This is a genomic window from Myxococcus sp. CA056 (genome assembly GCF_013336715.1).
GTDB lineage: Bacteria > Myxococcota > Myxococcia > Myxococcales > Myxococcaceae > Myxococcus > Myxococcus llanfairpwllgwyngyllgogerychwyrndrobwllllantysiliogogogochensis.
The window spans coordinates 53,140-75,331 of the sequence record NZ_JABUMT010000020.1 but is presented as its reverse complement, the minus strand read 5'-3'; the positions used below and the strand labels follow the sequence as shown (position 1 = coordinate 75,331).

Here is a 22,192-nt window from a genome sequence, read left to right as displayed (position 1 = left end):
CCATGCCTCCCGCCGCCCGCGTCACGGACTTCCATCAGTGCCCGATGACAACCCCCGTGGGCCCCGTGCAGGTGCCTCACGTCGGAGGCCCCATCGCTGGCCCCGGCGCGCCCACGGTGCTGATTGGCGGGCTGCCCGCCGCGAAGGTCGGCGACATCGCCATCTGCGTGGGGCCACCGGACGCCGTCATGAAGGGTTCCACGACGGTGAAGGTGATGGGACTTCCCGCCGCGCGGCTCGGGGACAAGACGGCCCACGGCGGCACCATCCTCGTGGGGTTTCCCACGGTGATGATTGGAGGCTGAGGCGCCATGGAGACCAAGGCCCCCTCGTTCCTCGGTACCGGGTGGAGCTTCCCGCCCACCTTCTCCCGGCGCTCCGGCGGCGTGCTCATGGTCAGCGATGACCAGGACATCCGCGAGAGCCTCTGGGTGCTCCTGTCCACCTCGCTGGGGGAGCGCGTCATGCTCCCGAACTACGGCTGCGAGCTGCGGCAGATGGTCTTCCGCAGCATCAACACCACGCTGACGCGGCAGATTCAGGACTACGTCCAGCAGGCCATCCTCTACTGGGAGTCGCGCATCGCGGTGGACGCGGTGACGGTGCAGCGGGATGCGACGGCGGATGGATTGTTGACCATCACCGTCTCGTACATCGTCACGCAGACGAACACGCGCAGCAACCTCGTCTACCCCTTCTATCTCCAGGAGGGCAGCATCCCGGTGCAGGGGCCCTAGCCCATGGCCCCGCCCGACACGAAGGTCGCCATCAACGACGCGCCCAGCCAGATGGGCCGCTGGCTGCGGGCCCTGGAAGCGGGGTATGCGCCGGTGGACGGGCGCACGCGCTCGGAGCTGCTCGACTTCGCGCCCCGCTTCGGCGCGCTCATCTATTTCTATGACCTGAAGAACACGCGAGACGGAGACTGGTCGGAGTTCTTCCTCGCGGACCCGGTGATGGTGCTCGCCTCCATCGACGCGCTGGATGCGAGCGCGGTGGAGGACCGCTTCCTCATCACCGCGCGGGAGGTGGACTCGGCGCGCGGCTTCGAGCGGGCCTTCACCACGCTGTCGGACGCCTTCCAGCTCATCCTCGGACTGGCCCGGCGCTTCGACCTCTGGTTGCGAGGCACGGGCCTGGGCGCGCAGGGCGAGCTGTCCCGGCTGCTCGGACAGGGCCTGGTCAGCGCCGTGGAGGGCCCGCTGTCCGCGGCGCTGCGCGCGCTGGTGAGCGCGGCGAAGGGCGCGGGGCTGCCCCAGGCGCTCGGGCGGCAGGTGCGGCTGGACACGGCCGGCATGCTGCCCATCTGGGGGCTGGAGGAGCTCGCCTCGGACGGCGCCAGCTACAAGGGCGCCACGAAGGAAGCGCGGGCTCGCGCGGCGGCGGCGAAGCTGGAGCCGTTGCTCGACCCGTTCCTCGATGCGCTGTCCCGACTCCAGGGCCTCACGGCCACCCTGCTGCCCGCGGCGCTCGCGACGGGAAATCATCCGCCGCACCTGGCGCTCTATCTGTCCTTCGTGCAGCTCTTCCGCACCGCGCAGGACACCGTCAACACGGTGTCGGGCCGGTACGCTGGCTTCTACCACCGCGACGTCCTGCGCCTGAGCCACCGCGCCGCGCTCCCCGACAGCGCATACCTCACGTTCACCCTGGCCGAGGACGAGGAGGTGCGCGAAGCGCTCGTCCCTCTGGGCACCCTCTTTCCCGCGGGCAAGCGTCCGGATGGGCAGGACATCCTCTTCGCCTCGGACACCTCGGTGGGCGTCACGCCCGCCACTGTCGCCCAGCGGCTGGCGCTGCGCGTGCTGCGCGGGCCCCTGCTGCCGACGTCGCCACTCGCCAGCGAGGAGGACGCGCTCACCGTCGTCCAGCAGGTGCTCACGTCGCGGATGCCGCTGGAGCCGGAGCAGACCGACGCGGAGTCGACCTCCGACGAGCGGCTCCCCGGCTGGGCCACCTTCGGCGCGGGGAGCATGGGCGTGACGTCCACCACCGTCACCGTGCCCGCGACGCTCGGCTTCGCGCTCGCCTCTCGCTATCTGTTGCTGACGGGCGGCAGTCGCGTGGTGACGCTGGAGGTCCCCCTCGGTCCGGCCTCCGCGAAGCGACTGAGCACGCTGCTGACGGCGCTCGCCTCGGCGACGGGCCTGGACGCGCAGAGCGTACTCCTCCAGGTGCTGCGCGAGTCCTTCACGCTCCAGGTCTCCACCGCCGAGGGCTGGCTGACGGTGGAGCGCTACGAGGCCATCCTCCCGCCACCTCACCCGGTGGACGGGACGCAGCCGTTGGTGCGCGGCTTTGGCCTCTGGTTCGAGCTGACGCCCTCCGCGCCCGCCGTGGTACCCAATGGCGCCGCCCCCGCCGCGGACCTGCCCATGCTCCGGGCGCTCCTGAAGTCCGAGCCCGTCACGTTGAGGTCCGGCGTCGAAGTGCACCCCGTGTCGCTGCTGGACGCGGTGGACTTCTCCACGCTGGAGCTGCACGTCCGGGTCTCCGACTTGTCGGGCGTGAGCGTGGAGAACACGCAGGGGGAAGTGGACCCGAGCACGCCCTGGCCGCTGTTCGGCGCGTCACCCGTCGTCGGGTCCTACGTGCGAATCCGGCACACCGAACTCTTCGTCAAGCGGCCCGACACCCTGCGCCTCTCCCTGGACTGGTTCAACCTGCCCTCCAACTCGGATGGGTTTCACGGCTACTACCGTGACTATGTGGTGGGACCGGACGGCAAGACCTCGACCGACCTCTTCGACAACCAGAGCTTCCTCGCGGACCTGCGCGTGCTCCAGCCGGGCTCCTGGACGCTGCAACCGCTCGCATCGCCGCTCTCGCCCGTGTCCCCACAGGGAGGCGTGGAGCCGTGGGACGCGGTGCGCGGCTACCTCTTCCGGACGAAGGAGGACTGCGCCAATCCCACGCCCGCCGCGCTGGGCGAGCTGTGCCAGGACACGCAGCTGGAGCAGTTCGACATCAGCCCCAGCGCGCCGCCCGACTACTACGACCCCGCCACCAGCGCGCTGGAGCTGCGGCTGGCCGCGCCGTCCTATGCCTTCGGTGATTCGCTCTACACCGTCAACGTGCTCAGCGCGGTGCTGGGCGAGATTCCGGACCCGCTCGGCTGTCGCGCGAAGTGCCGGGGGAAGTGCGCGGGCAAGACGGGCAAGGAGTATCTGGAGTGCATCGAGAAGTGCCTCACCGAGTGCATGCAGCCTCCGAAGGACCTGAAGTATCCCAATCCTCCCTGGCAGCCCCAGCTCCAGAAGCTGAGCGTCCACTACTCGGCCCGCTGCACGTTGGACGACGCGCGCTTCTTCCACCTGCTGCCATTCGAGGGATTCCAGGAGGTGTCGTCCGACACTCGGCGTCCCATGTCGCTGCTGCCGCGTTTCAAGGCGCCCGCCAACCTGTACCTGGGCTTCACGGGGCTGGACACTGCGCAGACGCTCACGCTGCTGTTCCAGTTGAGCGGCACCTTCACCGGCACAGGTGAGCCGCCCGTCGTGCGGTGGGACTTGCTCACGGCGGGGGGCTGGAAGGCGCTCGCGCCGTCACAGGTCCTCTTCGATTCGACCGGAGGTTTCCAGGGCACGGGCATCCTCGCGCTGAGCCTTCCGGCCTTCAGCTCGCAGGGCAGCCACCTGATGCCGGCGGGTGAGGAGTCAGCGATTCAGTGGATGCGGGCCTCCGTGGCGGACGACGCGGAGTTGTTTCCTCGCACGCTCGACATCACGCCGCACGCCCTGCTGTCCACGCGGCAGGAGCCCGGCGTGGACGTGGACACGCCCGTGCCGGCCGGGAGCATCACCCTCTCCGTGCAGGAGCTGCCCGACATCGGGAGCATCTCCCAGCCGATGCCGTCCTTCGGCGGTCGCCCGCCCGAGACGCCTCGCACCTTCGAGGCCCGCGCCTCCGAGCGGCTGCGCCACAAGGAGCGCGCCGTGCTCGCGTGGGACTACGAGCGCCTGGTGCTGGAGCGCTTCCCGTCCATCTGGAAGGTGAAGGCCCTGCCCGCCCATACGCCGCGCCAGTCCGGTGTGCCCGGCGCGGTGCTCGTCGTCGTGGTGCCCGGACGCGATGGGACGACTTCGGCGGACCCCACCGTGCCCCAGGTCACCTCGGACATGCTGGAGCGCATCGAGGGCTATCTCCAGGAGCGCGCAAGCCCCTTCGCCCAGGTTCGCGTCGTCAACCCCCTCTACGTGCACGTCACCGTGAAGGCCCTGGTGGACTTCCGCGTGGGTGAGGACGTCGGCGCGAGCATCGACCGGTTGGACCGCGAGCTCGTGGAGTATCTGTCGCCGTGGTTCTACGACGCGTCCCGCGCCACGCGGCAGGGACGGTATGGCTCCGAGGCCGACATCTCGGAGTTCATCCAGACACGGCCCTATGTCGCGGCGCTGCTGTCACTGGAGCTCGGGCACACGCCTCCGCCCGAGGCGCTGGAGTCCGACTGGTACTTCCTCACCTCCGCCACGCGGCACGAGCTGCAAGCCGCCGGTGCGCCCACCGCCGAGCCGTTGGCGGAGGGCTACTGAGCCTCCTGGAGTCCTTCATGACAGAGCCCGTCACCGTCAGCGCCGAGCCGCCCGCGAACGTGGGCATGAACTACGTGGCCCTCAAGGAAGAAGGCACCACGCTCGTCCAGGAGCTCTCCGGGAAAATCTGGACGGACTACAACGAGCACGACCCGGGCGTCACCACGCTGGAGCAGCTCTGCTACGCGCTCACGGAGCTGTCCTATCGGGCTTCGTTCCCCCTCGCGGACATGCTGCTGGACCCGGTGACGGGCCTCATCGAGCCGGAGCGACAGGGGCTCTTCCCCGCGCTCGACATCCTTCCGTGCAACCCGCTGACGGAGCGCGACTATCGCAAGCTCCTCATCGACCGGGTGCCCGCCGTCGGCAACGTCTGGCTCACGCCCGCCACGTCCGACGCGGTGCAGGGACTCTATGACGTCGCCATCTACGCGCCGGGCCGGGACGACTGCGCCACCGATGAGCGCTCACCCGATTCCATCATCAGCGCCGTTCGTCGCGTCTACAACCGACACCGGGGACTGTGCGAGGACCTCCGGACAGTCACCCTGCTGGAGCACGTGGAGGCCACCGTCTCCGCCGAGGCGAGCATCGACGAGAGCCGCACGCCCGAGGTCATCCTCGCCGGCCTGTTCTTCCGCATCGGGAACTTCCTCGCGCCGGAGCCTCTTCGCGAATCGCTGAAGACCCTGCTCGACGCGGGCCGCACGCCTGACGAAATCTTCGAGGGACCGCTGCTCCGCGACGGCTTCATCGCCGACCCGGAGCTCCAGCCCCAGGCGACGTCCATCGCCATCCAGGACCTGACCCGGGCGATGGTCCAGACGCCAGGCATCACCAGCGTCCGCAACGTGAGCCTGCGCGCGGACGAGAAGGTGACGGTGGGCCCGGACGGCTCGCTTCCCGTGGCACCGAACCAGGTGCTCATCGTGGACGCGGGTGTGGACGCGAAGCGGGGCGGCTTCTCCATCCGCCTGTTCCGCAACGGCGTCGAGGTGAAGCCCCAACCCGCGCGCGTGCGCCGCGAGTTGGACCGCCTGTGGGCCGAGCAGCGCCGAACCTACCCCCTGGCGCCCCAGTACGAGGAGTACCTCGCCATGCCGAAAGGTCAGCGCCAGGACTTCCGCGGCTACACCTCCATCCAGACGCAGTACCCGATGGTCTACGGCATCGGCCCGGCGGGACTCTCCGAGGGCGCTCCCCTGGCGCGACAGGGACAGGCGCGGCAGTTCAAGGGCTACCTGCTCGTCTTCGAGCAGCTCCTCACCGACTTCTTCGCGCAGCTCGCTCACGTCCGGGACTTGTTCTCGAGCGACACGGAGCTGAGACAGACGTACTTCTCCCAGTCACTCGCGGACTCGGTTCCCGACGTGGAGCCGCTGCTCAAGCGGGAAGTCCCTGGCGAAGGCACGCCGGGCTATGCGCTCGGCCTCGAGGAGCTGGTCGCAAGCCAGGACCCCGTCACCGAGCGACGCAATCGGTTCCTCGACGTGCTGCTCGCGCTCTGTGGGGAGGAGCTCGAAGACGACTCGGTGGCGAACGTGGCCTGGGAAGGACGCCCGGCGGCGGTACAGACGGAGCGTTTGATGGAAGCGAAGCTCGCGCTGCTCCAGCGCCTGGTCCAGAGCACGCATGGACGCGGACGCGGCATCGACGCCCTGGAGCGGCCGGGCCCCGGAAATGTCGCGGGCATGGCCATCAAGAGCCGCATCCAGCTTGGAATGAATGAGGCGGATGCACGGCCGCTCATCGACACGCTGGACGAGCACGGACTCGACCTCTCCGATTCGGGAGGGCCCGCGCCCGAGGGTCGCGCGCTCGCACGGTATGCGGACACCATCGAGGAGCGCTTCGCTCCCGTCCTGTCCCTGCCCGCTCCCGAGAGCCCGGTGGCCTCACCGCTGCGTGCCCAGGCGGTGAGCGGCGCGTTCCTGGGGGCGGCGAGCTCGCTGGAGAACTTCCGCGTGGGGACGTTGCCCGGGGAGTCCTCCGTGGCGCTGGTCTGCAAGGCGCCCTCCGAGGCCGGGTGGCACCTGGCGGGGAAGTTCCCGGATACCGGGAGCGCGGTGGCCCGTGCCCATGCGCTGGCCGAACAGGTGGGCTCGCTCAATCGCCAACGCTCGCAGCTCTACATCGTGGAGCATGTGCTGCTGCGGTCCGCTCGCCGTGACGGAGAGGACGCGTTCGCCTACAGCTTCACGGTGACGGCCGTCATCTCCACGGCGACCCAACAGTGGCGCAACACGGAGTTCCAGGCCTTCGCACGCGAGGTCATCCGGAGCAACGCGCCCGCGTTGGTGGTGGCGGACTGTCTGTTCCTCGGCCCGGCGCGCATGGCCGGCTTCGAGCGGCTCTATTGGGCGTGGAGGAACGCGCTCCGCCAGGAGGACTCGGCGGGGCTGGCCACGGCGTCGGCGCGGCTGAGGGACTTCCTGGAAGCGGCGACCCGTGAGTCCGAGGCGGCTCCCGCATGACGGGCTCGCGGCACCACATCCGGAAGCAGACGTTGCGCGTGGAGCTGGAGTCGGAGGCCCAGGCGCTCGTGCTTCAGCCTCGGCTGAGCGACTTCAATCGCAAGCGCCTGCTGGCCATCATCGAGCAGGTTTTCGACTCGGTGGATGTCCCGGGCCTGCACCTGCGCATCGACCGGTTGGATGTGGACCTGGGGACGGTGCCGCTCGACAACTTCGAGCAGGTGGTGGAGGAGCGGCTCACCGCGCGACTTCGCGAGGTCGTGGAGCAGGCCGTGCATGCTCGGCGCGTGGCTCCGGCCGAGGGGGAGCAGCCTCGGACCGAGGCGGAGGTGCGGCTGGAGCTGCTGGAGCACTACCTGTTGCACGGCACGCTGCCGTACTGGGCGCCCCGGGGCGCGGGGTTCTCGTTCGGAGCGCTCTTCGCGGAGGTGGCGCGGAGCGACCCCGAGGCCCTGGTGGTCCTGGTGGGCAGGCACGCCTCGATGGGGCGGGTGATTGACAGGCTGGTGCTCCAGTTGGACCAGCGCTCCCTGGAGCGACTCATCACGCTCCTGGAGCCGAAGCACGCGGCGCTCCTCATCGACTACATCATCAGCCTCCAGGCGCTCCATCGTGTCGAGCCCGTGTTGCCCTTGAGTGAGCGTGGCTTGTCGCGGCTGCTGTGGTCGCTGACGCTGACGTATCTGGTGAAGGAAGCGGGGTCGCAGTTCAACCGCAAGAGCGCGCTGAAGCAGCTCCTGGAGGGTGTCGCCGAGAGCCAGGGTCTGGAGTATCCGGAGCTGCTCACCACGCTGGGCATCGGACTGGACCAGGTGCGCAAGCGGCACCCGGTGCTGGCCTCGCTGTCCTTCGTCATCGGGGAGCTGGTGCGTGAGCTGCCTCCGCCCGTGAAGGACGTCGTGGAGGTGGCGGAGCACGACGTGGTGGAGGAGCTGACGGTGCCGGAGACGGCGTCGGCTCGCTACGAGCTGACAGAGGCGCTTCGCTACTACCTTCAGCATGGGGTGTTGCCGTGGGGAACGCTCGTGCGCATGCCGGAGCTGACCGCGGAGCGTGTCGTGGCGACGCTTCCGGAGCTGCCTCGCTCGCTTCAGCGACGGGCGCTTGCGTGGGAACAGCCGGGAGGTTCTCTGACGCGGCTGGTGCGCGCGGTGCGGAGGATTCCGGAGGAGATACTGGCGAAGCTGCTTGTGCGGCTGATGCCGCGCTCGGGGGATGAAGGGAGTCCTCTGCGTTCGGCGCTGCCAGTGTTCGTGGCGCGGGCGGAGGACAAGCCGCTGTTCTTCGCGCGGTTGATATCGGCGCTCCTCGATGGGAGGCCGGTGGACCTGGAGGAGCTGGCGGCGCCTCGTGCGGGGGCGTTCGCGGAGACACGGAGCTCCCCTGAGTCGGACCTCTCACGCTGGGAGGCACATGCGCTCAAGTCGGCGCTGGTGAGTCGACTCCGCTTCGGGACGCGGACGGGACCGACGGTGGCGGAGCTGCTGGCAGCGCTCCTGGCATCGTTTCCGGAGGACACTCGACACTTCCTGCTCGCGTTGCGGGATGTGGAGGCGCTGCGGACGGAGCTGGTCGAGCAGAGCGAGCCAGAGCTGCTCGAACGGGCGATGGACCTGTTGCGGCCCCGCGAGTCGGGAACGATGAGTGCGCTCCTGCACGCGCTGAATGCATTGCCGGAGAGAGTCCTTCCACTCGGCAGGGAGGGGGCACGGCAGGAGGTGTTTCACGAGCTGTTGCTGCTGGGTGAGACTGCTCCGCTGTCACAGGGGTCATTCAGTCGGTTGCTGACGAGGCTGTTCGGGTCGGTGCTTCCTGACGAGGTTCATGGCTTCCTGCTCCGGACCGCTGTTGCCTGGGAGGCAGCGGGGCAACTTCCCGCAAAACAGGTTCAGGCGTTCCGCGGGGCGATTGAAGAACTCGGTCCACGAACGCCGGGTGCTGTGAAGGCGTCGCAACCCGATGACGTGGACGCGGCTCGTGCCGGGGACGTGCGTCGAGTGGTTGAACGCAGTGCATCCGTGTCACGTGAGCGTGTTTCCATCGAGGCGTTGTCCGAGACCGCCAGGGATGAGCAGCGGCCAGACACGGGCGTGGTTCGCGCTCGCCAGGAGACGACGGGTGATGACTCGGCCGCTGAGGTGACTTCGCCCGAGGTCCAACGGAGCTCACGAGGACCGGGAAGAGAGACTGACTCCACGCGGTCGAGGACCGTGGGCAGCGAGGGTCGCTCGGCGCCACCACCCACGTTCGACGAGGATGAGCCGCTGGCGTTCTCCGCTGGAGGCGCCCGGCATGCGCGAACGACTGACGTCGATGAGCCACTTCTGCCGATTGAGGAGGGGAACGTCGCTCAAGCAGAGAGGTCTCTCGAGGGCGCTCTTCGTGGGCGCACATCTGGGTTGGCAGCGTCAGCCCCCGAGGCGGAGGGAATCGACAGGTCATCGCCGGGCAGGCTCATCTCCGAGACAGGAGATGAGGTCCAAGCTGATTCATCGCCCGCGACCCTGGGAACTGCCCAACGCGTCGAAGAGAGAGGTGAGTCCGCGCCTCCAGTGAGGGCGGGTAAAAACCCGGCTCCGTTTTCAACCGCGAGCCTTGGGTCTCCACGGCATGTGGACGCGGTGGCTGCGCCGTCGACCGTGGACCTCAAGCCGCCGTCCACGCATGAAGCGGAGGCGGAGTACATTGCTCCACGGCACACGTATGAGGTGGCTGAGCCACCGACCAAGGGCCTCAAGCCTCTGCGCGCACATGAGGCAACTACGGCTTCGCCGACGACTTCCGCTGTACTTGTCGAGTCGGAACCTGCGAGTCGCGAGCCTCCACCAACGAACGAATCAACAGCAGCGGTCACTCCACCGGAGCAGGCGAAGGCGGCTCCTGTCGATCCGTTGCTCGCGCACCTCGGGCATCCGCGAGTGCTCGCAGCAGATTCGGTGCTCGTTCCTCTGTCGGAGGGTGCAACCCGAACCGAGTTCCCACCTACGAGACTCGAGGGTTCACCAGCGCCCGAGGCAACCTCCACGCTCCTGTCCCCAATAGCGGGCGCATTTCCTTACGAGCTACCCGCCACGACTCTCGGGCACCCACGCACAACCGAGGCCGACTCAGTCGCCCCGCTCCCGACGGAATCAGACACAGGCACTGCCCAGCCACCATCCGCGAGTCTCGGACGTCCACGTGACTCTGAGGTCGCTTCAGCGTCCACCATTCCGAAGGCAGCTGACGCAGGAATGGCCCAGCCGCCACCTACGAGTCTCCATCCATCGCGCGAAGCTGTCCCGAGCCGCACGAGCACACAGCCGGATACTCGCACCGATGGCTTCATCCCGGCTCCATCCCAAGGCGCGGAGCACCGTCACTCCGTTGAGGATGCGCGCAGTCAGCGACCGGCGACACCAGATGCAGCCAACGCCAGAATACTGCGTGAGGGATCCAGCCGCATACCGGACTCGACCCACGCCAGCGCACCGCATGAAGGCTCCAGCTCTATATCCGATGCACCCATCCCGAGTTCGCTGACCCCCATTGCCTCACCCGAAGCCGGTGCATCTCAACGTTCCGCCCCGCCCTCCAGCCGCATAGCGGACGCGACGAACGCCAGCGCACCGCGTGAAGACTCCGGCCTCATACCGGATGCGACCAACACCAGCGCACCACGTGACGACTCCGGCCTCATACCGAATGAGACCAGCGCACCGCGTGACGGCTACAGCCTCAGACTGGACGCGGCCAACGCCAGCGCACCGCGTGAAGACTCCGGCCTCATACCGGATGCGACCAGCGCACCGCGTGACGGCTACAGCCTCAGACTGGACGCGGCCAACGCCAGCGCACCGCGTGAAGACTCCAGCCTCATACCGGATGCGACCAACACCAGTGCACCGCGTGACGATTCCAGCCGCAGACTGGACGCGACCAACACCAGCGCACCGCGTGACGACTCCAGCGGCAGACTGGACGCGACCAACACCAGCGCACCGCGTGACGACGCCAGCCGCAGACTGGGCGCGACCAACATCAACTCACCGCGCGAAACCTCCAGCCTCATACCGGATGCGACCAACACCAGTGCACCGCGTGACGGCTCCAGCCTCATACCGGATGCGACCAACACCAGCGCACCGCGTGACGGCTCCAGTCGCAGGCTGAATGCGGCCGGCTCCAGTGCACTGCGTGAAGGTTCCGGGCTCATATCGGATGCGACCACCGCCAGCGCTCCGCGCGAAGGATCCAGTCGCAGACTGGATGCGGCCACTGCCAGTGCGCCGCGTGAAGATGAAGACTCCAGCCCCTCATCGGATGCACCCCTCCCGATATCGCGGTCCTCCGCTGCATCACACGAAGCCGGCGCACCTCAACGTTCTCCCTCGCCTCTTACGCGTGAGCCACCATCGGAGTCCTCCTCCGCGCCGGGCCGCGAATCCCTCGCCCCTCTCGACACCTCGCGCACACAGGACGGCAACTCAGCGCCCGAACCACTTGACCGCCGCGACAGCTCGAGCCCCGACGAAGTGGCACCGCTCGACGCCAAAGCACATCCGCGTCCCTCGCGGCCCACGAACCTCCAGGGTCACGACGCACGCGAGGCCCTCTTCTCGTTCCTACTCGCGGAGAGCGCGGACCGTTACGCGGGGCTCTCGGACGATGCCCTGCTGCGCCTGCTCCAGTCCCTCCTCGATGAATCGCCGGAAGTGCTTCATGGCTTCGTCCGACGACACGCCCACCGGAAGCGGCTTCAGGAACACTGGGCCCGCAACCTGCCGGACTCCGTCCTCTCACGCTTCAGCGCCGTGCTCGCTCCCCACGTCCACGCGGCGCTCCTCTCCGCCACCGAGGTACTCGCCGCCGCCTGGCAGGAAGTCGCCCCACCCGGCACTCCCGCGCTGACGGAGCGGTCCGCCTTCTGGCGCTTCGTCCTGGAGCTGCTCGGCGAACGGCCCGGCGGAAGCCTCACCCTGGAACAACTCGTCTCCGCCTTCTTCGAGCACTTCTCCGCGCGCCTCCACACCGCCCAGCCCGGCCATCGCGACCCACGCAACACCGCCGAGCGACTGCTGGAGCGCGCCATCGAGCTGGCTCAAAACGAAGCCGTCCCGCGCCTCGCCGCCTTGCTCCGTCAGCGACGAGACGCCCTCGTCACCACGTGGACCACCACCACCCGCCTCGACTCGCGTCGCTCCAACACCTCTCGCTCGCGGCCCGCGAATCCCTCGAAGGACTCTCGTCGGACAGCCTTCCGACTCAGCGAGGAGAAACACGGCGGCACACCCATCTACATCGACAACGCCGGACTCGTCCTCGTCAGTCCCTTCATACCTCACCTCTTCCGAGAGCTGGGCCTGTCACGCGTCGACGACGCGGGAAAGACCCACCTGGACCCGGAGCCCGCCACGCGCGCGGTACACCTGCTCCAGTACCTCGTCGACGGCCGCACCTCCGCGCCCGAGCCTCTCCTCGTCCTCAACAAGATTTTCTGCGGCCTCTCCGTCCCCACCCCCGTCCCCAGCGGAATCGACCTGACCGAGCGCGAGCAGTCTCTCTGTGACCGACTCCTCAAGGCGCTCATCGCCAACTGGACCACCATCGCCAACACCTCCGTCGCCGGCCTGCGAGAGACCTTCCTCCAACGCGAGGGACGACTGGAGCAGCTCGACGACCGCTGGAAGCTCCAGGTCCAACGCAAGACGCTCGACGTGCTCGTCGACCAGGTCCCCTGGAGCATCTCCATCCTCACCCATCCGTGGATGCCTCAGCCCCTCTATGTCTCCTGGTAGCGACATGGACGCCCCCTCTCTCGATGCGAACGCCGCGTGCATCCGCGCCGAGGTCGCCTGGTTCAGCCAACTGCTGGACCTCCGCCTCAAGCAGCACGCCGGAGACGCTCCACACGAGTCCCTCCAGGACGCCCTCTCCCCCCCGCGCCTGCCGGAGCTCTCCGCACCCTATGCGGACGTCGTCCGCGAGCTGGAGCTCTCTCCTCCGGAGCGACTGCTCCTCATCCTCGCGTACCTGCCGCACATCCAGCCCGCGGTCCTGGACCCGCTCTTCATCCGCAACCAGGCGCTGGACCGCCGCTTCACCGAGTTCGGCGGACTGGTGGGCAGCTCCCACGGCGGCTTCCTCCCCACGGGTGAGACCGCGTTGTTCCTCCTCGCGGGAGAAGACCTCTCGGCGCGGCTCTCCCATCACCGCCTCTTCCATCCCGAGCACCCACTCCTCGCGCGACGCGTGCTGCGCCTGGAGCGCCGTCACCCGGACGAGCCGCCCCTGTCCGCCGCCCTCCAGCTCACGCCGGAGTACCTGGAGCGCCTCACCACCGGAGGTACCTACCAACCTCCCTTCGGCCCCGAGTTCCCCGCCCAGCGCCTCACCACGCTCCAGACCTGGGACGACCTCGTGCTCGATGGCCCCCTGCGAGAGGAGCTGGAGGACATCATCACCTGGGCGCGCCACCAACGGACGCTGATGGACACCTGGGGCCTGCGCAAACAGCTCAAGCCCGGCTACCGCAGCCTCTTCCACGGCCCACCCGGCACCGGCAAGACGCTCACCGCCACGCTCCTGGGCAAGGCCACGGGCCTGCCCGTCTTCCGAGTCGACCTCTCCAAGGTCGTGTCCAAGTACATCGGAGAGACGGAGAAGAACCTCGCCAGCCTCTTCGACCACGCCCAGCTCCAGCGCTGGATTCTCTTCTTCGACGAGGCCGACTCCCTCTTCGGCAAGCGCACCGAGTCGCGCAACGCCAATGACCAGGCCGCAAACCAGCAGATCTCCTATCTGCTCCAGCGCATCGAGGACTTCCCAGGCATCGCCCTGCTCGCCAGCAACCAGCGCTCGCACTTCGACGAGGCCTTCGCGCGCCGCTTCCAGTCCATGATTCACTTCCCCATGCCCGGCCCCGCGCAGCGCCTGCGGCTCTGGGAGGCGTGCTTCCGCGACAAGCCCTTCCCCCTCGCGCCCGACGTGGACCTGCCCCGACTCGCGCGCGAGCACGAGCTGTCCGGTGGCGCCATCATCAACGTGCTCCGCCACGCCTGCCTCAAGGCCGTCGTCCGCACGCCCCAACAGATTCGCGCACAGGACCTCCTCCACGGCATCACCCGCGAACTCCACAAGGAAGGCCGCTACTCCCTCCCGGGACGATGAAATCTGCTTAACAAGTCTTCCTAGACATACCTTGATTGACGAATCAATCTACCGTTACGGTGGACGCTCCCCCTCTAGCCAGCAGTCCCGTGAGGTGCTCCATGGCGCAGCGTCTTGCCCCCCGGTTGCTCCGACTGCCGTCCCTCCTCCTGGCGTTGCTCGTCCCCTTCGCCGGGGCCGCATCCGTTCCCAATCCCTCCCCTGTCGCGCGCGTGGTGCTCGCGGCGGTGCCGACCACGGGCTTCCAGTTCGTCGACATCCCGGTCGGCAATGGCGTGGTGCTGAAGGCCAACTTCATCGCGCCGACGACGCCCGGCCCCCATCCCGCCGTCGTCTTCATCGCGAGCTGGGGCCTCAATGATTTGGAGTACCTGGCCCAGGCCAAGGCGCTGGCGCAGAAGGGCTACGTGGCCCTCTCGTACACGCCCCGGGGCTTCTGGGCCTCTGGTGGTGGCATCGACACGGGCGGACCCGCGGACATCGCGGACACCTCGCGCGTCATCGACTGGCTGGTGGCGAATACACCCACGAACAGCGCGCGCATCGGACTGGCGGGTGTGTCGTACGGCGCCGGCATCTCGCTCATCGCCTCCGGCTTCGACCCGCGCGTGAAGGCCGTCGCCGCGCTCTCCGGTTGGACGGACCTGGTGGCCTCGCTGTACGGCGGGGACACGCGCAGGCCCCAGGCGGTGGCCCTGCTGGATATCGCCTCGCGCCTGCTGGGCCGGCCCAGCCCCGAGCTGCGCACCACCATCGACAACTACTTCGCCAACCGCGACATCGAGGGCATCAAGAGCTGGGGCCGCGTGCGCTCGGCCGCCACCTACGTGGACCGCATCAACGCGAACGCGCCCGCCATCCTCATCGCCAACGCGTATGGCGACAGCCTGTTTCCGCCCAACCAGCTCTCCGCGTTCTTCGGTCAGCTCACCGGCCCCAAGCGCCTGGAGCTCGCCCCCGGGGACCACGCCGTCGTCGAGGCCACGGGCCTGCTCGGCCTGGAGAACCACGTGTGGACCAGCGTGACGCGCTGGATGGACCAGTACGTGGCCGGCATCAACACCGGCATCGGCAACGAGGCCCCTGTGGTGCTGCGCACCTATGACGGCGACGTGGAGGGCTACACGTCCTGGGCCGACGTGTCCTCGGGCACCCAACGTCACGCGCTCGGCGCCATCCGCCTGCTCGACGGCACCGGCACGCTGGGCGGCTCGTCCACGAACCCATCCCGGACCATTTTTGGCGGCTTCGACACCCACGCCGACGCGGGCGTCGCGCTGCTCACCAACGGGCTCCAGGCGCTGACGGGGATTCCTCCCGTGGTCTGGCTGCCGGGCGTCAACCGCCTCAACGCGGGCGTCTGGACCTCCGGGCTCTCCACGAACGCTGTCGCCATTCGCGGCACGGCCACGCTGCGGCTGCGCATCACCCCGACGACGGCGTCGGGCACCGTGGTCGCCTACCTCTATGACCTGGCCGGCGACTTCGGAGGCCTCATCACCCACGTCCCCCTGAGCTGGACGGGCGCCACGCCCGGCGCGCCGCTCGACTTGAACCTGGTGTTCCCCGCCACGGCGTACGACGTCCCGGCCTGGCACCGGCTCGCGCTCGTCGTCGACACCGAGGACCCGCTCTACTTCGACGCCAACACCACTGGCGCCTCGCTGGCGTTCGGTGGCCCGTCCTGGCTGGACCTGCCGCTGCGCTAGAAATGCGCCCATCCCTCCCGGACTCTTTTTGAGGAGCCCGGGAGGGTCTGCATCCACCCGCCTCTTGCTGACCTGACACGTCAACGGCACGCGCACCTGCGTCCGGACGTGCCCTGACACGTCAGCAGGGGCTCTCGTCCTCCTGCCTACCGCCCACGACGCCCTGGCCCGGGGCGTGCAAATGTGCGCTCACACACATTTGGTGGCTGAAGGCCGCGCGCGCTCCCAGTGAGCAGCGCGGACGTGGAGGAACCCTTGAATTCAAGAAGTCGTCATCCCCTGCTTGGAGGACTGGCCGTTCTCTGGGCGTTTTCCGCTCAAGCACAGGCCCAGCGAATCCCAAGCATCGAGCTGGAGCGATTGCAGCTCAACCCGGGCGCGAAGGACAGCCTCGTGCTGTCCACCGGCGACCTGTTGCCGGACGGCACGTTCCGCATCGCCCTCACGGCGCATTACGAGAACGAGCCGTTGGTGCTGCTGCGCAACGACGCGCGGCAGGGCACCATCATCTCGGACCGCATGACGGTGCACTTCAGTGGCGCCTATGCGGTGACGGACTGGTTGGAAGTGGGCGCGCAGGTGCCCATCGTCGCGCAGTGGGGGCCGGACACGAGCACGCTCGGCTTCGACACGCCGGACACCAGCTCGTTGGGCACGCCCTGGCTGCAGGTGCGCGCGGGCCTGTTGTCCGAGTCGCGCGGTGGACCGCTGGACGTGGGCCTGCACCTGGGCGCGGCGCTGCCCCTGGGCAGTGAGGAAGTGCTCACGAAGGACGACGGCTTCGTCTTCACCCCGCGCCTGGGCCTGGGCAAGAAGCTGGGCGACACCTGGCGCGTGGGCGCCGACGTGGGCGCGCTGGTGCGGACCAAGACGTACGCCCTCTCCCCCGGCGCGGACCCGCTTCGCGACGAGATGGGCGTGGAGATGAACGGCGGTGTGAACCTCACCGCTCACCTGTTCGGCCTGCGCGAGGAGCTCGTCGTGCGCGGCACGCTGCCCTTCGCGGACGCGCCGGAGTCCCTGGAGGTGCTGCTGGGTCTGCGCGCGCCGACGAGCAACGGCACCGAGTTCTACGTCATGGGCGGCCCGGGCTTCGGCCAGACGCCCGGCACGCCGGAGTTCCGCGTGCTGGCGGGCGTCAACTTCGGCCCTGGCAACACGCCGGTGGCGTCATGTGTCGCGGGCCAGCCCCACGACGCGGCCCGCTGTCCCGACCTGGACGCGGACGGCGATGGCGTGAAGAACCTCGCGGACCGCTGCCCGACGGCGCCGGGCCTCGCCCAGCTCAACGGCTGCGCGGACGAGGACGACGACAAGGACGGCCTGCTCAATCTGGCGGACCGCTGCCCGGCGAAGGCGGAGAACGTCAACGGCTTCGAGGACTCCGACGGCTGCCCGGATGACCCGGACACGGACGGCGACGGCCTGGCCGACTCCAAGGATACCTGCCCGCGCGAGGCGGAGGACCTGGACGGCTTCGAGGACACCAACGGCTGCCCGGACCCGGACAACGACAAGGACGGCGTGGCCGACGCGCGCGACGCCTGCATGAACGAGGTGGGCCCGAAGGAGAACCGCGGCTGCCCGGACAAGGACCGCGACGGCGATGGCCTCGTGGACCGCCTGGACAACTGCCCCGACGAGCCGGGCACGGAGAAGAACCACGGCTGCAAGCAGAAGCAGCTGGCGCAGATTGGAGAGGGCCAGATTCGCATCCTCGAGGCCGTCTTCTTCGAGAACAACCAGGACGTCATCAGCGCGCGCAGCCACAAGCTGCTCGACGGCGTCGCGTCCATCCTCTCGTCGCACCCTGAAATCGAGAAGCTGCGCGTCGAGGGCCACACCGACAACACGGGCAAGGCCGACTACAACCTGGACCTGTCCCAGCGCCGCGCCGAGGCGGTGGTGAAGTATCTGGTGGGCAAGGGCCTCAGCCGCGAGCGGCTGGAGTCGCAGGGCTTCGGCCCCGCGAAGCCCATCGCCGAGAACACCACCAAGCCCGGCCGCGCCAAGAACCGCCGCGTGGAGTTCCGCATCGTCGGTGACGCCGAGGGCGTCGAGACGAAGCAGGGCGCTCCCACCGACACCATCGAGAAGTGAGGCAGACATTCCATGAACACACGTGTCCCTGACCCCCTTTGTTCCGAGCCCGTGAAGTCCTCGCGCTCGGGGCTCTCCACCGCGCTCGCGCTCGCGCTCTTCACCGCCCTCACCGGCTGCGAGCAGAACACCCCACCCCCTCCCGTCGAGGAGTCCGTCCTGGTCAGCCAGGCCGCCGAGGTCGTCGGCGACGGACGCATCCAGCCCGGCGAGGAGTGTGACGACGGCAACACAATGAGCGGTGACGGCTGTTCCGCCACCGGCACCGTCGAGGCCGGCTATCTCTGTCATGTCCCCGGACGCGCCTGCTCGCTGGCGAGCCTGTGCGGCAACACCGTCGTCAACCCGGGCGAGGCCTGCGACGACGGCGACACCGCCGCTGGCGCCAACGGCTGCACCGCCACGTGCGACCTGTCGCTGTGCGGCAACGGCGTCTTCAACAACCGCCAGTGGCCCAACTTCGACCAGGAGATCTGCGACGACGGCAATCGCACCGAGGGCGACGGCTGCAGCCGCATGTGCGAAGTGGAGCCCGGCTTCGCCTGCGCGGGAACACCCAGCCGTTGTGTGAGGGCGGGCCTCGCCTTCTTCAACACCGGCGTGGACCAGAACAACCGCCGCCTGGAGTCCGGCGCGGACCCGCACTGGTTCTACCGGGGTGGCACGACGGGTGCCGCCACGGGCGTGCGCAACGCCCAGGACTGGCCGCAGGAAATCACCACGGCCCGCTTCATGGCGGCCCCCCTGGGCGCGCCCGTGTGCGTCTACCAGGACTTCATCATCCCCTCGACGACGAACATCGCCCAGTTCCGCATGCGGCTGGCCACGTTCAACGACAACGAGTTCGACAGCGCGGCCGTCAACGGCTCGCCCTTCACGCCCACCACCGTGAGCGAGCCCGCGGGCAACTCCTGGCAGAAGAACATCATCCGGGAGTTCGGCACGACGGCGGCCTGGCGCATCGGCCTCAACCGCATCGAGCTGTGCAACGAGAACGCGCAGTCGACGCCCAACGCGTTCCGCTACCTCTTCGTGGACGCCTACGACGACCGCTGCGGCGACGGCGCGGTGTCCCTGCGTGAGGAGTGCGACGACGCCAACACCGTCAACAACGACGGCTGCAGCGCCAGCTGCGGCATCGAGCCTGGCTACGGCTGCGCCGGCTCGCCCAGCTCCTGCGCGGCGACGTGTGGCAACGGCCTGCTCAATTCGGGCGAGCAGTGCGACGACGGCAACACCACCGTCGGCGACGGCTGCAACGCGTCCTGCCGCATCGAAGCCGGCCACGCATGCCCCACTCCGGGACAGGCGTGTGTCGCCACCTGCGGCAATGGCACCATCAACCCGGGCGAGCTGTGCGATGACGGCAATGGCCTGTCCGGCGACGGCTGCTCCAACTCCTGCCGCATCGAGAGCGGCTACGAGTGCGTGGGCCAGCCGTCCAGCTGCGCTCCGCTGTGCGGCAACTCGCGACTGGACTCCGGCGAGCTGTGCGACGACGGCAACACGAACCTGGGTGACGGCTGCTCCAACGCCTGCACCCTGGAGCTGGGCTACTCCTGTCCGACCGTGGGCCAGCCCTGCGCGAAGACGTGTGGCAACGGCACGGTGAATCCGGGTGAGCAGTGCGACGACGGAAACCTGAACCCGGGCGACGGCTGCGCCACCGAGTGCCGCGTGGAGTCGGGCTACTCGTGCAGCAGGCCCTCCAACGGGCCTTCGGTGTGTGCCCCGACGTGCGGCAACGGCACGGTGGACGCCAACGAGACGTGCGACGACAACAACACCACCGCCGGTGATGGCTGCTCGCAGGGCTGCGGCGTGGAGCCAGGCTACTCCTGCTCCAACACGCCCTCCGACTGCGTCACGCTCTGCGGCGACGGCATCACCGCCGGCAGCGAGGCGTGTGACGACGGCAACATGACGGACGGCGACGGCTGCACCGCGTGCGCCGTGGATTCCGGCTACAGCTGCCCGCCCCCCGGCAACGCCTGCTTCAACACCTGCGGCAATGGCACCATCAACTCGGGCGAGACGTGCGACGACGGCAACAAGCTGAGCGGCGACGGCTGCTCCGGCATCTGCGCCCAGGAGCCGGGCTACAACTGCAGCGGCTTGCCCTCCAGCTGCGCCACCACCTGCGGCGACGGCGTCGTGGCCGGCTCCGAGGTGTGTGACGACGGCAACCTGAACAGCGGTGACACCTGCTCGCCGCGCTGCCTGTGGGAGAACGGCCAGCCCTGCGCCGCCTCTGGCGTCTGCGAGAGCGGCACCTGCAATCCCCACACGGACGTCTGCGTCACCGCCAACGTGTGCGGCAACGCGATGCTCGACAACGGGGAGCTGTGCGACGACGGCAACACCGCCAACAACGACGGTTGCTCGGCCACCTGCGCCATCGAGGCGGGCCACGGTTGCACCGGCAACCCCTCCGTCTGCGCCGTGACGTGCGGCGACGGCATCAAGGCCGGCTCGGAGGCCTGTGACGACGGCAACACGGCGGCCACCGACGGCTGCTCGGCCACCTGCACCATCGAGGCGGCCCACGGCTGCAAGAACACCGAGGTGCGGGTGTTCTTCACCCGGCAGGGCAGCAGCCAGTGCACCCAGGTGTCCAGCATCGACGAACCGGAGCTGGCCGCGGGCGCCATCCAGGCACCGCTCACCGTGCCGGGCCGCTACCGCGTCGGCTACGTCTCCGGAGCGGTGAGCTACTCCGGTGGCACCAACTGGTACCCGGGCATCTTCGGTTTCAACCACACGTCGGGCACGGGCGAGCAGCGCTTCTCGCTCGGCTTCGTCCCGGCGGGGGGCCCCCCGTCCACCACCCGTGACGCCGCGATGGAGCTGGGCTTCCCGCTGCGCCGCGACTTCGACGCGGCCTCGGGTGACGTGCGCCTGGCGCTCGTCGACACCGACTGCGCCTTGAACAACAACTCGGAGACCGCGGTGGCCTACCGCGTGGACTCGCTGTCCATCTGCCAGCTCATCCCCGTGCTGACGGACCCGACGCCGGGCGGCGTGTCGAACCCCGTCATCGGTGGCACCGGCTCGCCGGGCTCCACCATCAACGTCTACGTCGACGGCAGCCCCACCCCGGCGTGCACCGCCGTCGTCGACAACAACGGCCACTGGACGTGTGATTTGGGCAACATCCCCGAGGGTCCGCACTCGGTGGTCCTCACCTCCACCGAGGTGGGCGCCACGGAGACGGCTCCGCCGGTGGACATCATCATCAACAGCGGGCCGCCCGCCGCGCCCGTCATCACCGGCCCCGTGAATGGCTCCACCACGACTGACTCGACGCCGCCCCTGAGCGGCACGTCCGAGCCGGGCACCACGGTGACGGTGAGCGAGGGTGGCACGGTGCTCTGCACCGCGACCGCCGACGCCGCCGGTAACTGGAGCTGCACGCCCACCACGCCGCTGACCGACGGTCCGCACACCATCACCGCCGTCGCCACCGAGGATGCGGGCAACCCCAGCGCGCCCTCGGCCCCGGTGACCTTCACCGTGGACACCACGCCGCCGGCCGCGCCCGTCATCACCGGCCCCGCGAACGGCTCGGTGCTGGACACGTCCACCCCGGCCATCTCCGGCACCTCCACGCCGGGCTCCACGGTGACGGTGCGCGAGGGAGACACCGTGCTGTGCACGGCGACTACGAGCGCCACGGGGGCCTGGAGCTGCACGCCCGCCACGCCGCTGGCGGACGGCACACACGCTGTCGTCGCCAACGCCACGGACTCGACAGGCCTCACGAGCGCGCCCTCCAATGTCGACACCTTCCGCATCGACACGCAGGCGCCGGACACGTCGTTCGGCCGCGGTCCTCCGGCTCGCACCGGAGACCCGGAGGCTCCGTTCGCGTACGCCTCCAACGAGGGCAGCGTGACGTACGAGTGCAGCCTGGACGGCGGCCCCTTCATCGCCTGCCAGGAGACCTACGACGTCAACGACGGTGACCACACCCTGCGGGTGCGCGCCACCGACGAAGCCGGCAACGTGGATGCCTCCCCCGCCGAGTACCGGTGGACGGTGGTGAATACGCGCGCCTTCGCGGGCGGCGGCTGCAGCGCGGCCCCGGCGACGTCCTGGCTGCCCCTGCTGGCGCTGCTGGGACTGCGCCTGCGCCGCAAGCAGCGCCGGTAGCGACGGTTTTCTGCCGGGGGGTCCACATCCCTTCCCCCAGTCCCCGACCCCGGGGACTCGTGGACCTCCCGGCGGA

The 22,192-nt window shown here is 69.0% G+C and carries 9 protein-coding genes; all 9 read left to right on the top strand.

Features of this window, described 5'->3' with window-relative positions; translation table 11 throughout:
• Window positions 1-2: 2 nt before the first annotated feature.
• The 9 genes from HUA76_RS41185 (at window position 3) to HUA76_RS41145 (ending at window position 22,116) form a co-directional block, all read left to right on the top strand.
• Window positions 3-305 (top strand): PAAR domain-containing protein, encoded by a 303-nt coding sequence (locus tag HUA76_RS41185; RefSeq protein ID WP_141644325.1) that lies wholly within the window; start codon window positions 3-5, stop codon window positions 303-305.
• Window positions 306-311: 6 nt separating this feature from the next.
• Window positions 312-737, top strand: coding sequence for a GPW/gp25 family protein (locus HUA76_RS41180; protein WP_174463998.1), 426 nt, complete (start codon window positions 312-314; stop codon window positions 735-737).
• A 3-nt stretch (window positions 738-740) separates the two neighbouring features.
• On the top strand, window positions 741-4,532 hold the full coding sequence (locus tag HUA76_RS41175; protein ID WP_174463997.1) for a hypothetical protein: 3,792 nt from the start codon (window positions 741-743) through the stop codon (window positions 4,530-4,532).
• Window positions 4,533-4,549: 17 nt separating this feature from the next.
• A complete protein-coding gene (locus HUA76_RS41170) occupies window positions 4,550-7,006 on the top strand; it encodes a hypothetical protein (protein WP_174463996.1) in 2,457 nt (818 codons plus the stop codon).
• Window positions 7,003-12,783 carry a contractile injection system tape measure protein gene (locus HUA76_RS41165; RefSeq protein WP_174463995.1) on the top strand — a complete coding sequence of 1,927 codons (5,781 nt, stop codon included), beginning with the start codon at window positions 7,003-7,005 and terminating at the stop codon, window positions 12,781-12,783. The genes HUA76_RS41170 and HUA76_RS41165 overlap by 4 nt, the downstream gene beginning before the upstream one ends.
• A 4-nt stretch (window positions 12,784-12,787) precedes the next feature.
• Window positions 12,788-14,155 (top strand): ATP-binding protein, encoded by a 1,368-nt coding sequence (locus tag HUA76_RS41160; RefSeq protein ID WP_174463994.1) that lies wholly within the window; start codon window positions 12,788-12,790, stop codon window positions 14,153-14,155.
• 101 nt (window positions 14,156-14,256) lie between these two features.
• Complete coding sequence (locus tag HUA76_RS41155; RefSeq protein ID WP_174463993.1) at window positions 14,257-15,864, top strand: CocE/NonD family hydrolase; 1,608 nt, start codon at window positions 14,257-14,259, stop codon at window positions 15,862-15,864.
• Between the two features lie 255 nt (window positions 15,865-16,119).
• A complete protein-coding gene (locus HUA76_RS41150; RefSeq protein ID WP_217440878.1) occupies window positions 16,120-17,964 on the top strand; it encodes an OmpA family protein in 1,845 nt (614 codons plus the stop codon).
• Window positions 17,965-18,015: 51 nt separating this feature from the next.
• Window positions 18,016-22,116: a DUF4215 domain-containing protein gene (locus HUA76_RS41145; RefSeq protein WP_371823597.1), complete on the top strand. Its 4,101-nt coding sequence runs from the start codon at window positions 18,016-18,018 to the stop codon at window positions 22,114-22,116.
• Window positions 22,117-22,192: the final 76 nt, after the last annotated feature.

Coding starts and splice junctions, on each gene's coding strand:
- HUA76_RS41175 (WP_174463997.1), top strand. CDS start 741: ATGGCCCCGCCCGACACGAAGGTCGCCATCAACGACGCGCCCAGCCAG.
- HUA76_RS41165 (WP_174463995.1), top strand. CDS start 7,003: ATGACGGGCTCGCGGCACCACATCCGGAAGCAGACGTTGCGCGTGGAG.
- HUA76_RS41180 (WP_174463998.1), top strand. CDS start 312: ATGGAGACCAAGGCCCCCTCGTTCCTCGGTACCGGGTGGAGCTTCCCG.
- HUA76_RS41170 (WP_174463996.1), top strand. CDS start 4,550: ATGACAGAGCCCGTCACCGTCAGCGCCGAGCCGCCCGCGAACGTGGGC.
- HUA76_RS41185 (WP_141644325.1), top strand. CDS start 3: ATGCCTCCCGCCGCCCGCGTCACGGACTTCCATCAGTGCCCGATGACA.
- HUA76_RS41160 (WP_174463994.1), top strand. CDS start 12,788: ATGGACGCCCCCTCTCTCGATGCGAACGCCGCGTGCATCCGCGCCGAG.
- HUA76_RS41155 (WP_174463993.1), top strand. CDS start 14,257: ATGGCGCAGCGTCTTGCCCCCCGGTTGCTCCGACTGCCGTCCCTCCTC.